The sequence below is a fragment of the Stenotrophomonas sp. Steno-Z2 genome (assembly GCF_056393235.1).
This window is the reverse complement of the sequence record NZ_JBWJOY010000002.1, coordinates 847210-860799: the sequence shown is the minus strand read 5'-3', so window position 1 is coordinate 860799 and position 13590 is coordinate 847210. Positions and strand designations below refer to the sequence as shown.

Annotated in this window: 11 protein-coding genes and 10 tRNA genes; 18 read left to right on the top strand and 3 right to left on the bottom strand. The window is 66.3% G+C overall.

The genetic code is table 11. From position 1 onward, the window contains the following. Window positions 1-9: 9 nt before the first annotated feature. A complete protein-coding gene (gene phoB / locus AC06FP_RS09030; protein ID WP_054663482.1) occupies window positions 10-699 on the bottom strand; it encodes a phosphate regulon transcriptional regulator PhoB in 690 nt (229 codons plus the stop codon). Window positions 700-832: 133 nt separating this feature from the next. Beyond that, window positions 833-2482 carry a M48 family metalloprotease gene (locus AC06FP_RS09025; RefSeq protein ID WP_478075251.1) on the bottom strand — a complete coding sequence of 550 codons (1650 nt, stop codon included), beginning with the start codon at window positions 2480-2482 and terminating at the stop codon, window positions 833-835. Between the two features lie 130 nt (window positions 2483-2612). On the opposite strand from AC06FP_RS09025, the gene grxC reads away from it, so the two are divergent. From grxC to AC06FP_RS09010, 3 genes are all read left to right on the top strand, one after another. Further along, on the top strand, window positions 2613-2909 hold the full coding sequence (grxC, locus tag AC06FP_RS09020; RefSeq protein WP_456119398.1) for a glutaredoxin 3: 297 nt from the start codon (window positions 2613-2615) through the stop codon (window positions 2907-2909). Continuing rightward, on the top strand, window positions 2906-3295 hold the full coding sequence (locus AC06FP_RS09015) for a carboxymuconolactone decarboxylase family protein (RefSeq protein ID WP_478075250.1): 390 nt from the start codon (window positions 2906-2908) through the stop codon (window positions 3293-3295). The genes grxC and AC06FP_RS09015 overlap by 4 nt, the downstream gene beginning before the upstream one ends. Window positions 3296-3423: 128 nt before the next feature. Continuing rightward, window positions 3424-4428: an isocitrate dehydrogenase gene (locus AC06FP_RS09010; RefSeq protein ID WP_433853847.1), complete on the top strand. Its 1005-nt coding sequence runs from the start codon at window positions 3424-3426 to the stop codon at window positions 4426-4428. 118 nt (window positions 4429-4546) lie between these two features. Here the strand turns inward: AC06FP_RS09010 and AC06FP_RS09005 are convergent, their stop codons facing one another. After that, the gene (locus tag AC06FP_RS09005; protein ID WP_456118342.1) at window positions 4547-5308 is read right to left on the bottom strand and encodes a Bax inhibitor-1/YccA family protein; all 762 of its coding nucleotides are present in this window, start codon (window positions 5306-5308) and stop codon (window positions 4547-4549) included. Between the two features lie 132 nt (window positions 5309-5440). Here AC06FP_RS09005 and AC06FP_RS09000 point away from each other — a divergent pair. The 15 genes from AC06FP_RS09000 to AC06FP_RS08930 all read left to right on the top strand — a co-directional run bounded on the left by AC06FP_RS09000 (window position 5441) and on the right by AC06FP_RS08930 (window position 13481). Then, window positions 5441-5517, top strand: a tRNA-Pro gene (locus AC06FP_RS09000). Window positions 5518-5561: 44 nt separating this feature from the next. Continuing rightward, window positions 5562-5638 (top strand) — tRNA-Arg (locus tag AC06FP_RS08995). A gap of 34 nt (window positions 5639-5672) precedes the next feature. Next, window positions 5673-5749: transfer RNA gene (locus tag AC06FP_RS08990), tRNA-His, on the top strand. 80 nt (window positions 5750-5829) lie between these two features. Continuing rightward, window positions 5830-5905 (top strand) — tRNA-Lys (locus tag AC06FP_RS08985). A gap of 114 nt (window positions 5906-6019) precedes the next feature. Continuing rightward, window positions 6020-6095: transfer RNA gene (locus AC06FP_RS08980), tRNA-Lys, on the top strand. 149 nt (window positions 6096-6244) lie between these two features. Further along, window positions 6245-6329 (top strand) — tRNA-Leu (locus AC06FP_RS08975). A 168-nt stretch (window positions 6330-6497) separates the two neighbouring features. Further along, a complete protein-coding gene (gene tig / locus AC06FP_RS08970) occupies window positions 6498-7793 on the top strand; it encodes a trigger factor (protein WP_478075249.1) in 1296 nt (431 codons plus the stop codon). 70 nt (window positions 7794-7863) lie between these two features. Next, complete coding sequence (gene clpP, locus AC06FP_RS08965) at window positions 7864-8490, top strand: ATP-dependent Clp endopeptidase proteolytic subunit ClpP (RefSeq protein ID WP_456118344.1); 627 nt, start codon at window positions 7864-7866, stop codon at window positions 8488-8490. A gap of 127 nt (window positions 8491-8617) precedes the next feature. Next, window positions 8618-9898 carry an ATP-dependent Clp protease ATP-binding subunit ClpX gene (gene clpX / locus AC06FP_RS08960; RefSeq protein ID WP_456118345.1) on the top strand — a complete coding sequence of 427 codons (1281 nt, stop codon included), beginning with the start codon at window positions 8618-8620 and terminating at the stop codon, window positions 9896-9898. A 146-nt stretch (window positions 9899-10044) separates the two neighbouring features. Then, entirely contained in the window at window positions 10045-12501 is a 2457-nt protein-coding gene (lon, locus tag AC06FP_RS08955; RefSeq protein WP_456118346.1) for an endopeptidase La, read from the top strand. Between the two features lie 207 nt (window positions 12502-12708). Continuing rightward, complete coding sequence (locus tag AC06FP_RS08950) at window positions 12709-12981, top strand: HU family DNA-binding protein (protein WP_054663508.1); 273 nt, start codon at window positions 12709-12711, stop codon at window positions 12979-12981. A gap of 12 nt (window positions 12982-12993) precedes the next feature. Next, window positions 12994-13068 (top strand) — tRNA-Val (locus AC06FP_RS08945). A 31-nt stretch (window positions 13069-13099) separates the two neighbouring features. Further along, window positions 13100-13176: transfer RNA gene (locus AC06FP_RS08940), tRNA-Asp, on the top strand. An 85-nt stretch (window positions 13177-13261) separates the two neighbouring features. Next, window positions 13262-13338 (top strand) — tRNA-Asp (locus AC06FP_RS08935). Window positions 13339-13404: 66 nt separating this feature from the next. Next, window positions 13405-13481, top strand: a tRNA-Asp gene (locus tag AC06FP_RS08930). Window positions 13482-13590 lie beyond the last annotated feature (109 nt).

Below are 13590 nucleotides of genomic sequence, written 5' to 3'. Positions count from 1 at the left end.
CCCGGGCGCTCAGACCGAGGCCGAGAAGCGGTAGCCTGCGCCACGCACGGTCTGCACCATGTTCTCCGCGCCGAACGGTTCCAGCGTCTTGCGCAGGCGGCGGATGTGCACGTCGATGGTGCGTTCCTCCACGTACACGCTGCCGCCCCACACGTGGTCCAGCAGCTGCGAGCGGGTGTAGACGCGCTCGGGGTGGGTCATGAAGAAATGCAGCAGGCGGTATTCGGTGGGGCCGATCGAGACCGGCGCGTCGCCGGCGAACACGCGGTGGGCGGCGCCGTCGATGCGGATCGGGCCGATCGCGACGCTGCCGTCCTCGTCGTCGTCGCGTGTGCGGCGCATCACCGCGCGGATCCTCGCCAGCAGTTCGCGCGCCGAGAACGGCTTGACCACGTAGTCGTCCACGCCGGCTTCCAGCCCGCCGACGCGGTCGTTTTCCTCGCCGCGCGCGGTGAGCATGATGATCGGCACGTCGCGGGTCAGCGCCTCCTTGCGCCAGCGCCGGGCCAGCTCCAGCCCGCTGGTGCCGGGCAGCATCCAGTCCAGCAGGATCATGTCCGGCACGCGGTCGGCGATGGCGGTCTGTGCCTCCAGCGCGTCGCCGGCATGCACCGGCTCGTACTCGCCCTTGCGCAGGGCGAAGGCGACCATGTCGCGGATCGCCGGTTCGTCGTCGACGATGAGGATGCGTTTCTGCACGTCTTGCCTGCCGTAAAGCCCATCAGGACCGGGATGTGCCCAGTAGACTACGGTTTGATGACAGGTTTGTGACAGCGCGGGCCGGGCTGGCGCGACGCGGTTCGCAGAATGGCGCGCCGTCCCACGGAAGCCCTCAGCGCCGTTCCATGTCCGGGTCGCGCACGCCCAGCCGGCGCATTTCCAGCACGGTGGGCATGATCGCCTCGATCCGCGCATCGACCCGGGAGCGGCTGATGTAGTCCAGGTCCGGCTGCTTGAGCAGTGCCTGGAACTGGAGCAGGGCCTGCTCCGGGCGTCCATTCAGGTAGGCGGCCTCGGCGTAGGCCTCGCTGGCGCGCACGGTGTCGCCGGCCAGCTCGCAGGCGCGGGCGAAGGTGCGCTGGAACACCGGGTCGTCGCCGGCGCGGGCCAGCAGCGGGCGCAGCATGGCCTGGGCGCGTTTGCCGGCCTCCACCCCGCCCTGTTCGTTGAGCACCTGCGCGTAGGTCAGCGCCACCGGGCGGCTCTGCGGCAGCTTCTGCAGCAGGGCGTCGAAGCGGCGGTTGGCCTCGGCGTGGCGGCCGTTGCGCGACTCGGCCTCACCCAGCGCCAGGTTCACCCAGAGGTTGTCGGGATGTTCGGACTGCAGCTGCTGCAGGTCCTGCAGGGCCTGCTGGACCGCGCTGCCGCCGTCGCGCAGCTGGGCGATGGCCACGCCATAGCGCTGCGGATCGCTGAGGCCGTTCTTCTGGCTGCGGCGCAGGTCCTGGTATTCGCGCACCAGTTCGGACGGGGTGGGCGCGCTGAGCACGCGCAGGCGCTCACGCGCCCAGTCGAACTGGCCGCTGGGCCCCCGCGGCAGGCCGATCGACGGCAGCGACAACTGCATCGAGCCAGGCAGCAGCGGGTTGCCGCTGGCCTTGATCGGGTCGGTGCTGGGTTCGGCCGGGTTCACCCGCTCCTGGCGAACGCCGGTGGGCGTGGCCGTGGTCAGCAGCACCGTGTCCTTCTTCATCTGCTCGGCGCGGGATTTGGCCTCGCTGATGCGGGTGACGGTGACCGGGTGGGTGCGCAGGAAGTCCGGCGTGGAATAGCCGCCCTCGTTGCCGCGCATGGCCGCCGACATGCGCTCGAAGAAGCCGGCCATCGCATCGACGTCGTAGCCGCTGCGCGCCAGCGTGCGGATGCCGAGACGGTCGGCCTCCGACTCATTGGAGCGGGTGAAGTTGATCTGCAGCTGCTGCATCAGGCCCATGCCCGAGGTGATCGCCGCCATGGTGGCGTCGCCGGAGGAGTTGCCGCCGGCCTGCTGCGCGGCGACCACCGCCGCCAGCATGCCCAGCAGGATCGGGATCTGGTCGCGCTGGGCCTTCTCGACGCTGCGCAGCACATGCTGCTGGGTGACGTGCGAGATTTCGTGCGACAGCACCGCCGCGACCTCGTCCTCGCGCTCGGCGGTCAGCACCAGACCGGCGTTCATGCCGATGTAGCCGCCCAGGGTGGCGAAGGCATTGATTTGCCGGTCCTTGAGCATGAAGAAGGTGAACTTCTGCTGCGGCTGGGCGCTGTTGGAGCCGAGCCGGGTGCCCATGGCCTGCAGCCAGTCGTCGACCAGCGGGTCGTCGACCAGGTAACCGTAGTTGCGCAGCTCGCGCAGCATCATGCCGCCGTACTCGGCCTGCCGCGCCGGGGTAAGCAGTTCGCCGGCGGACGAGCCGATGTCGGGCAGCTTGCTGTCCTGTGCCCGGGACAGGGGGGCGGCCAGGGCCAGGGCGACGGCGGTGGCGAGCAGCAGGGTACGCAAACGTGAGGCTCCGATGGGGCTGGGCGGAGGATGACGGGGAAGCAGGGGCCGGGTGTGAAGCACAGGTTAACCCGCAGTGTTCCAGCGTTGGCCGGTGTGTTCCGGCACGCCGCTACCATATAGGGACAACATTTACCGCGCGGAGTTTCCCGTGAGCAGCCAGACCCCCGAGATCACCATCTATTCCACCGCCGTCTGCCCCTACTGCGTGGCGGCCAAGAACTTCCTCAAGAGCAAGGGCCGCACCTGGAACGAGGTGCGCATCGACCTGGACCCGGCCGAACGCGAAAAGATGATGGCGCTGACCCGCCGCACCAGCGTGCCGCAGATCTTCGTCGGCGACGTCCACGTCGGCGGCTACGACGACATGATGGCGCTGCACCGCGCCGGCAAGCTCGAGCCGCTGCTGGCGGGGCAGGGCGCATGAGCGGCGGCGACAGGGACCGCGTGGCCGAATTCACCGAATTCCGCCAGCGCATGAACCAGCGCATCCTGGCCGAGCCCAACCAGGTGGTGCGGCGCTTCTTCGCCCTGGACACCCAGACCTACCAGGCCGGCGCGCTGGATGTGAAGACCAAGGAACTGCTGGGCCTGGTGGCCTCGCTGGTGCTGCGCTGCGACGATTGCATCAGCTACCACGTGGCCCAGTGCAAGGACGCCGGGGTCGGCCGCGAGGAGTTCTTCGAGACCTTCTCGGTGGGCCTGGTGGTCGGCGGCTCGATCGTGATCCCGCATCTGCGGCGCGCGGTGGACTTCCTGGACCAGCTGGAGTCCGGGGCCGCGCAGGCGCCGGCCGGGCACGACCACGGCTGAACCTGCGACCTTGGTCCAGTTGGGGCGGGGCGGGCGGATCAGGCATAATTGACAGTTGAAACTTTTGGATGCGCCTGATTCCGGGCAGCCGGCCGGCGCGCTCCCCCACCCAGTTCGGAACCCAAATCATGACGCAGACAATCACCGTCATCCGCGGCGATGGCATCGGCCCGGAAATCATGGACGCCACCCTGTTCGTGCTGGACAAGCTCGGCGCCGGGCTGTCCTACGAATTCGCCGACGCCGGCCTGGCCGCGCTGGAAAAGCACGGTGAGCTGATCCCGGCCAGCACGCTGGAATCGATCAAGAAGAACAAGGTGGCGCTGAAGAGCCCGCTGACCACGCCGGTCGGCGGCGGCTTCAGCTCGATCAACGTCGCCCTGCGCCGCCAGTTCGACCTGTACGCCAACGTGCGCCCGGCCATCTCGTTCCCGAACACCAAGTCGCGCTACGAGAACGTCGACCTGATCACCGTGCGCGAGAACACCGAAGGCGCCTACCTGTCCGAAGGCCAGGAAGTGTCGGCCGACGGCGAGACCGCGTTCTCCGGCACCCGCATCACCCGCAAGGGTTCCGAGCGCATCGTGCGCTACGCCTTCGAACTGGCCCGCAGCACCGGCCGCAAGAAGGTCACCGCCGTGCACAAGGCCAACATCATCAAGTCGACCTCGGGCCTGTTCCTGAACGTCGCCCGCGAAGTGGCCGCGAACTATCCGGAAATCGAGTTCCAGGAAATGATCGTGGACAACGCCTGCATGCAGCTGGTGATGCGTCCGGAGCAGTTCGACGTGATCGTCACCACCAACCTGTTCGGCGACATCATCTCCGACCTGTGCGCCGGCCTGGTCGGTGGCCTGGGCCTGGCCCCGGGGGCCAACATCGGCGAGGGCGCGGCCATTTTCGAAGCCGTGCACGGCACCGCGCCGGACATCGCCGGCAAGGGCATCGCCAACCCGTGCGCGCTGCTGCTGGGCGCGGCGCAGATGCTGGACCATGTCGGCCAGCCGGAAAACGCCGAGCGCCTGCGCAAGGCCATCGTCGCCACCATGGAAGCCAAGGATTCGCTGACCGGCGACCTGGGCGGCACCGGTGGCACCATGGATTTCGCCAGGGCCATCGCCAGCCGCCTGTAAGCGGCCCGGCGAAGCATGCAGCGACACGAAGAAGGGCGCCGGTGGCGCCCTTCTTCGTTCAGTCGTCGTTCCCGGCAGGAGCGCACCGACGTGCGCCCTGCGGAAGGGGCGGCAGCGATCAGTTGCGCGACTGCAGCTTGGACAGCAGGCGCAGGAATTCGATGTACAGCCACACCAGGGTCACCATCAGCCCGAACGCGCCGTACCACTCCATGTACTTCGGCGCGCCGGCGTCCACGCCGCTTTCGATGAAATCGAAATCCAGCACCAGGTTCAGCGCGGCGATCACCACCACGAACAGGCTGAAGCCGATGCCGATCAGCCCGGACTCGTGGATGAAGGGGATGCTGATGTTGAAGAAGCCCAGCACGATGGTCGCCAGATAGACCAGCGCGATGCCGCCGGTGGCCGCGACCACGCCGAGCTTGAAGTTCTCGGTCGCCCGGATGAGCCCGCTGCGGTAGGCGAACAGCAGGGCGAACAGGGTGCCGAAGGTCAGCAGCACCGCCTGGAACACGATGCCCTCGAAGCGCGCCTCATAGATCGCCGAGATCGTGCCCAGGAACAGGCCTTCGGCCAGTGCGTAGAGCGGTGCGCTCACCGGCGCCCAGGTCTTCTTGAAGATGGTGACCATCGCCAGCACGAAGCCGCCGATCAGGCCGCCCCACAGGTACAGCCGTGCGCCGCTGGCGAGCTCGCCGGTGTCGGTCAGCGTGTGGTTCCAGGCGAAGGCCGCGGTCAGCACGGCCAGCAGCAACAGCAGGCCTGTCTTGTTGACGGTGCCGTTGAGGGTCATCGCCCCGGCGCCGCGCGAGACCACGGCGCCGCTGCCGAGGTCGAGGAAGGTGGAGTCGGAAAGGGCGGGATTGCCGCTGCGCATGAGGGGCTCCTTGAGGGGCGGGAATGCCGGAAGCATAACCAACGCCGTCGCGATGAAATCCGCCGTTGACAGAGCGCCCGACAGTTCCGACAATAGCCGACCTTTCGGGGGGAACCTCGGGAGATTCACCGCCGGGGTATAGCGCAGTCTGGTAGCGCGCCTGCTTTGGGAGCAGGATGTCGGGGGTTCGAATCCCTCTACCCCGACCATCCGATGCGACCAGCGCGTATTGGAGTGCGACGATCCGGTCAGAGCGCCCGTAGCTCAACTGGATAGAGCACCGGCCTTCTAAGCCGGCGGTTACAGGTTCGATTCCTGTCGGGCGCGCCAATCGGCGCAAGCGGTGGGTTGTTGGTTTTCAGTGGTGGCTGTAGCTCAGTTGGTTAGAGTACTGGATTGTGATTCCAGTGGTCGGGGGTTCGAATCCCCTCAGCCACCCCACTGAACAAAAGGCTTCGGAATGTGCATTCCGGGGTTGAAAGAACTGAAGGGCGCAGGTAACATTCGCACCCTGATTTTCAGGGCCGTTAGCTCAGTTGGTAGAGCAGTTGACTCTTAATCAATTGGTCCAAGGTTCGAATCCTTGACGGCCCACCAATAAGGACAGCCACCTGGTACACCAGGTGGCTGTTTTCCTCTCCAAAAGTGAGAGGGCCTGCATTCCAAGGCAGGCATCCGGTGTCGCAGGCAGCAGCGCGCACCGAAGTTTCAGGGCTGTTAGCTCAGTTGGTAGAGCAGTTGACTCTTAATCAATAGGTCCAAGGTTCGAATCCTTGACAGCCCACCAGACAAGGGCATCCGCTGCGGCGGGTGCCCTTTTCTTTGTCTCCTTCCTGCTGAGGAGCTCGGGCCGCGGCGTGATGCGCCCGGTGGCTGCCCGGCTGGCTGGCGGCGGTTCCTTATTTGTCCGCAGGTCTGCAACAATGCCGGCCGGACGCGAAAGTGGCGGAATTGGTAGACGCCCTGGATTTAGGTTCCAGTGCCGCAAGGCGTGGGGGTTCGAGTCCCCCCTTTCGCACCATCCGTGTGTTGGCCGGATGGTCTCCCGGGCGGACCTGTCCGGCGGCAGGCTGGAAGCGCCAGCCGGAATCGGCGAAACTACAGGGCTGCGGCGGAATCATGTCCGTCGGAACCGTTCATCTTCCACATCGTACCGGCGGCCTGGGCGCCACCGGTGGCAGGAGTCCACATGCAAGCTTCGATCGAATCCACCGGCAACCTGGAACGCCGCCTGACCTTCTCCCTGCCGGAGGAGCGCCTGCAGAGCCACATCAGTGGCCGGCTCGGCGAGATCGCCCGCACCGTGCGCATCAAGGGCTTCCGTCCGGGCAAGGTGCCGGCCAAGGTGGTCGAGCAGCGTTTCGGCCAGCAGGTGCGCGCCGAAGCGATGGACGGCCTGCTGCGCGAAACCTTCGACGCCGCGCTGCGCCAGCATGAGCTGCGCATCGCCGGCAACCCGCGCATCGACAAGGCCGGCGACGGCGAATTCGATTTCGTCGCCACCGTCGAACTGGTGCCGGACTTCGGCGATATCGACGTGACCAAGCTGACCGTGGTGCGCCACACCGCCGAGGTCACCGATGCCGATATCGACCAGATGATCGAGAACCTGCGCCAGCAGCGCCGCAGCTGGAAGACGGTCGCGCGGGGTGCGCAGGAAGGCGACCTGGTCGCGCTGGAAACCTGGTCGCAGGCCGGCGACGAGCGCCTGCCGCCCGAAGGCGCCGAGCAGGGCACCATCATCATCGGCCAGGGCATGATGTTCGAGCAGATCGAGAAGGGCCTGGTCGGCCTGGCCAAGGGCGAGGAGAAGACGCTGGACGTCGAGTTCCCGGCCGACTGGCGCGTGCCGGCGCTGGCTGGCAGGAACGTCAAGGTCACGGTCAAGGCCACCGAGGTGTCCGAGCCGGTGGTGCCCGAGGTCGATGCCGCCTTCATCAAGAGTTTCGGCGTGAAGAACGGTGGGCTGGAGCAGTTCCGCGCCGACATCCGTTCCAACCTGGAGCGCGAGCTCAAGGGCGCGCTGATGAACCGCCTGCGCCGCGAAGTGGGCGAGCAGCTGATCGCCGCCTACGCGTCGGTGGAGCTGCCGCCGCGCCTGGTCGAGAACGAAGCCCGCGCCATGCTGGCCCAGCAGATCGACGCGATCCGCCGCCAGGGCGGCAATCCCGGCCAGGTGCCGGCCGACGCGCACGAGGGCTTCAAGGACGCCGCTTCCAAGCGCGTGCTGGTCGGCCTGCTGGTCGGCGAAGTGGCGCGCAGGAACGACCTGCGCCTGGACCCGAAGCGCCTGAACGAAACCATGCGCCTGATCGCCTCGACCTACGAGGAGCCCGAACAGGTCATTGAGATGTACCGCAACGATCCCCAACTGATGGGGGGCCTGCAGAACCGCGTGATGGAAGAGCAGGTCATCGACTGGATCGCCGAGCGTGCCCAGCACACCGAGCAGGCGCTGTCGTTCCAGGAAGCGATCCGCCCGTAAGGCGGCCGCTCCACCCGCCCCGCGCCTTCGCGCGGGGCTGTTCCTCCCGACAAGACAGGTGCCTCACGTAATGGACAACCGAACCAAAGCCTTGAACCTGGTTCCGATGGTGGTCGAGCAGACCAGCCGCGGCGAGCGCGCCTACGACATCTATTCGCGCCTGCTGAAGGAGCGCCTGATTTTCCTGGTCGGTCCGATCGACGACCACATGGCCAACCTGGTGGTGGCGCAGCTGCTGTTCCTGGAAGCGGAAAATCCGGAAAAGGACATCAGCATCTACATCAACTCGCCCGGCGGCGTGGTCACCGCCGGCATGGCGATCTACGACACCATGCAGTACATCAAGCCGGACGTGAGCACCATCTGCGTCGGCCAGGCCGCCTCGATGGGCGCGCTGCTGCTGGCGTCGGGCGCGGCCGGCAAGCGTTTCGCGCTGCCGAATTCGCGGGTGATGATCCACCAGCCGCTGGGCGGCTTCCAGGGCCAGGCCACGGACATCGACATCCACGCCCGCGAGATCCTGACCCTGCGCGCGCGCCTGAACGAGGTGCTGGCCAAGCACACCGGCCAGTCGCTGGAGACCATCGCGCGCGACACCGAGCGCGACAACTTCAAGAGCGCCGCCGATGCGCAGGCCTATGGCCTGGTGGACCAGGTCCTGGAGCGTCGTCCCGACGAGTCGATCCAGCCGGCGTGACCGGTACAAGTAGCCGAAAACACGGCGTTTTCTGCAGGGTCGGAACTGGACTGGCGTCCATCCGGCCCTGTGCTATTCTCGAAATCGAACCCCCTGTTCATGGGGGGAGCAACTGGGTAAGCGAAGCATGAGCGAAGACCGGCAAGGTCGTTCCGGAGACAGCGGCAAGATTCTTTACTGCTCGTTCTGCGGCAAGAGTCAGCATGAAGTACGCAAGCTGATCGCGGGTCCGAGCGTATTCATCTGCGATGAATGCGTGGAGCTGTGCAACGACATCATCCGCGAGGAACTCGAGGAGAAGGCGCAGTCGGCGCGCAGTTCGCTGCCCAAGCCGCGCGAGATCCTCGAGGTCCTGGACCAGTACGTGATCGGCCAGAACCGCGCCAAGCGCACGCTGGCGGTGGCCGTATACAACCACTACAAGCGCATCGAGAGCCGTCAGAAGAGCGACGACGTCGAGCTGTCCAAGTCCAACATCCTGCTGGTCGGCCCGACCGGCTCGGGCAAGACGCTGCTGGCCGAAACGCTGGCGCGCCTGCTCAACGTGCCGTTCACCATGGCCGACGCCACCACGCTGACCGAAGCCGGCTACGTGGGCGAGGACGTGGAGAACATCATCCAGAAGCTGCTGCAGAAGTGCGACTACGACGTCGAGAAGGCGCAGCAGGGCATCGTCTACATCGACGAGATCGACAAGATCTCGCGCAAGAGCGAGAACCCGTCGATCACCCGCGACGTGTCCGGCGAAGGCGTGCAGCAGGCCCTGCTGAAGCTGATCGAAGGCACCGTGGCCAGCGTGCCGCCGCAGGGCGGGCGCAAGCATCCGCAGCAGGAATTCCTGCAGGTGGACACCAAGAACATCCTGTTCATCTGCGGCGGCGCGTTCGCCGGGCTGGACAAGGTGATCCAGGCGCGCTCCAGCGACGCCGGCGGCATCGGCTTCGGCGCCAAGGTCAAGAGCAGCGAGCGCAAGCAGGAAGTGGGCAAGGTGCTGGCCGAGGTCGAGCCGGAGGACCTGATCAAGTTCGGCCTGATCCCCGAGTTCGTCGGCCGCCTGCCGGTGGTGGCGACCCTGGAAGAGCTGGACGAGGCGGCGCTGATCAAGATCCTGACCGAGCCGAAGAACGCCATCACCAAGCAGTTCAGAAAGCTGTTCGAGATGGAGAACGTCGAGCTTGAGTTCCGCCCCGACGCGCTGTCGGCCATCGCCAGGAAGGCGCTCAAGCGCAAGACCGGCGCCCGCGGCCTGCGCACCATCGTCGAGTCGGTGCTGCTGGATACCATGTACGACCTGCCGTCGCAGGAGAACGTGAGCAAGGTGGTGGTCGACGAATCGGTCATCGAGCACAAGTCCGAGCCCTACGTGATCTACCAGACGCCGCCGGCCAAGGCCGCTTCAGGCGACTGAACAGGCAGCCTGGAGTGCGCTGCCGGAGCTGCATGAAGCCCGGTTCAGGCCCCTCCGCCGACGCCACTTGCATCACCCCGCCGATGGCCCCATAACGGGGCCATCGGCTTTTTCATGGCCACCCCCGAATCCAAGTGGAGCCCCCCATGGCCCAGTCCCAAACCGAAATCCTCGACCTGCCGGTCCTGCCGCTGCGCGACGTGGTGGTGTTCCCGCACATGGTCATCCCGCTGTTCGTCGGGCGCGACAAGTCCATGCAGGCGCTGGAGCGGGCGATGGAAGCGGACAAGCGCATCCTGCTGGTCGCGCAGAAGTCGGCCGAGACCGACGACCCCACTGCCGCCGACCTGTATGCCGTCGGCACGCTGGCGCAGGTGCTGCAGCTGCTGAAGCTGCCCGACGGCACCATCAAGGTGCTGGTCGAGGGCCTGGCGCGCGTGGCCGTGGAGAAGATCCGCGAGCAGGACGGCGCGCTGCAGGGGGCCGGCACCGAGCTCGAATCGGACGAGTCGCGCGAGCCGCGCGAGATCGAGGCGATCGCGCGCTCGCTGATGTCGCTGTTCGAGCAGTACGTCAAGACCAACCGCAAGCTGCCGCCGGAACTGCTGCAGACCCTCAATGGCATCGAGGAGCCGTCGCGGCTGGCCGATACCATCGCCGCCCACATCGGCGTGCGCCTGGCCGACAAGCAGAAGCTGCTGGAAACGCTGCAGGTCGGCGACCGGCTGGAAATGCTGGTCGGCCTGGTCGATGGCGAGATCGACGTGCAGCAGCTGGAAAAGCGCATCCGCGGCCGGGTCAAGTCGCAGATGGAGAAGAGCCAGCGCGAGTACTACCTCAACGAGCAGATGAAGGCGATCCAGAAGGAACTGGGCGACCTGGATGACGCGCCGGGCGAGCTGGACGAGCTTGCCCGCAAGATCGCCGAGGCCGGCATGCCCAAGGCGGTCGAGGCCAAGGCGAAGAACGAACTCAACAAGCTCAAGCAGATGTCGCCGATGTCGGCCGAGGCCGCGGTCGTGCGCAACTACCTGGAGTGGCTGCTGGGTGTGCCGTGGAAGAAGCGCACCAAGGTGCGCAAGGACCTGAAGGTCGCCCAGGACACGCTCGATGCCGACCATTACGGCCTGGACAAGGTCAAGGAACGCATCCTCGAATACCTCGCCGTGCAGTCGCGGGTGAAGCAGATGAAGGGGCCGATCCTGTGCCTGGTCGGGCCGCCGGGCGTGGGCAAGACCTCGCTGGGCCAGTCCATCGCCAAGGCCACCAACCGCAAGTTCGTGCGCATGAGCCTGGGCGGGGTGCGCGACGAGGCCGAGATCCGCGGCCATCGCCGCACCTACGTCGGCTCGATGCCGGGCCGCATCGTGCAGAACCTCAACAAGGTCGGCAGCAAGAACCCGCTGTTCGTGCTCGACGAGATCGACAAGATGTCCATGGACTTCCGCGGCGATCCGTCGTCGGCGCTGCTGGAAGTGCTCGATCCCGAGCAGAACAACGCGTTCAACGACCATTACCTGGAAGTGGACCTGGACCTGAGCGAAGTGATGTTCGTGGCGACCTCGAACTCGCTCAACATCCCCGGGCCGCTGCTGGACCGCATGGAGGTGATCCGCATCCCCGGCTACACCGAGGACGAGAAGCTCAACATCGCCACGCGCTACCTGGTGCCCAAGCAGCTCAAGGCCAATGGCCTGCAGCCGGAGGAGCTGGCCATCGAGGAGGGCGCCATCCGCGACATCGTGCGCTACTACACGCGCGAGTCCGGCGTGCGCAACCTTGAGCGCGAGATCGCCAAGATCTGCCGCAAGGTGGTCAAGGAGATCGCGCTTGCCGGCCCGCAGCCGGCGAAGAAGGCGGCAAAGAAGAATGCAAAGAAGCCCAAGGCGCGGGTGGTGGTCGACGCGGCCAACCTGGACAGGTACCTGGGCGTGCGCCGCTTCGACTTCGGCCGTGCCGAGGAGGAAAACGAGGTCGGCCTGGTCACCGGCCTGGCCTGGACCGAAGTCGGCGGCGACCTCCTGCAGATCGAGTCGACGCTGATCCCGGGCAAGGGTGCGGTGACGCTGACCGGCCAGCTGGGCAACGTGATGAAGGAGTCGGCGACGGCGGCGCTGTCGGTGGTGCGCGCACGCGCGCAGACGCTGGGCATCGACGTGGACTTCCTGCAGAAGCACGACGTGCACCTGCACGTGCCCGACGGCGCCACGCCGAAGGACGGCCCCAGCGCCGGCATCGCCATGGTCACCTCGCTGGTGTCCACGCTGACCCGGGTGCCGGTGAAGGCCGATGTCGCCATGACCGGCGAGATCACCCTGCGCGGCCGCGTCACCGCGATCGGCGGCCTGAAGGAGAAGCTGCTCGCCGCGCTGCGTGGCGGCATCCGCACGGTGATCATCCCCGAGGAGAACCGCAAGGACCTGGCCGACATCCCGGCCAACGTGACCCGCGACCTGGACATCATTCCGGTGAAGTGGATCGACGAGGTGCTGGACATCGCGCTGGAGGCGCCGCTGGCGCCGAAGAAGGCCAGGAAGAACGGCCAGCGCGTGGCGGTGCGGGGGCGGGCGAAGGCAGCTCCGGCGGCGCGCGTCAAGCACTGATGATGAACGCAAAACCCCTTGAAACCCGCGCCGTTATTGGCTTTTCGGCTTGCGCGGGTAGGGGGGCGCTGGTATAAAAGTGCGACTCACGCGCCCGCTCGATGAGCGGGCGACGTGTTTGCAGGATCTTACGGTTGCCGCCGCTGCAGTGATGGCGACGACCAACCCAATCTATTCCGCGGGTTGCCGCATAGGGAGTTTTACATAATGAACAAGACCGAATTGATCGATGGCGTTGCCGCTGCTGCTGACCTCTCCAAGGCCGAAGCCGGCCGTGCGGTCGATGCCGTCGTCGCCGAGATCACCAAGGCGCTGAAGAAGGGCGACGCCGTGACGCTGGTCGGCTTCGGCACCTTCCAGGTCCGCGAGCGCGCCGAGCGCACCGGCCGCAACCCGAAGACCGGCGACACCATCAAGATTGCCGCTTCGAAAAATCCTGCGTTCAAGGCTGGTAAAGCCCTGAAGGACGCTGTAAACTAAGCGGCTCACCGGGGGTGCTTAGCTCAGTGGTAGAGCGTCTCCCTTACAAGGAGAGGGTCGGGGGTTCGAAACCCTCAGCACCCACCACGTAAAAGCACCGTCGAGCAGTATTGAAAGTGGAGCGGTAGTTCAGCTGGTTAGAATGCTGGCCTGTCACGCCGGAGGTCGCGGGTTCGAGTCCCGTCCGCTCCGCCAGTTTCAAGAAGGCCCCTGAGCGATCGGGGGCCTTGCTTTCTCTCCACTCTCCTGGAGTGCGATGGAAGGCGAGCCAATCAAGCGCGGAGCGGTAGTTCAGCTGGTTAGAATGCTGGCCTGTCACGCCGGAGGTCGCGGGTTCGAGTCCCGTCCGCTCCGCCAGTTCCACCCGCCACTGCATGCAGTGGCAACCGGTCGCGGTGTCGGCCGGCAACGGTTTCAATATGCGGAGCGGTAGTTCAGCTGGTTAGAATGCTGGCCTGTCACGCCGGAGGTCGCGGGTTCGAGTCCCGTCCGCTCCGCCATTGATTCCAAGCCCCGGGCCAGAAGCCCGGGGCTTTTTTTTGCCCGGCGCCCGGGTATGGCCGGAAACGCCCGGTGGCGTCCGCATGGCGGGAAGTTTCCGCCGCCGCC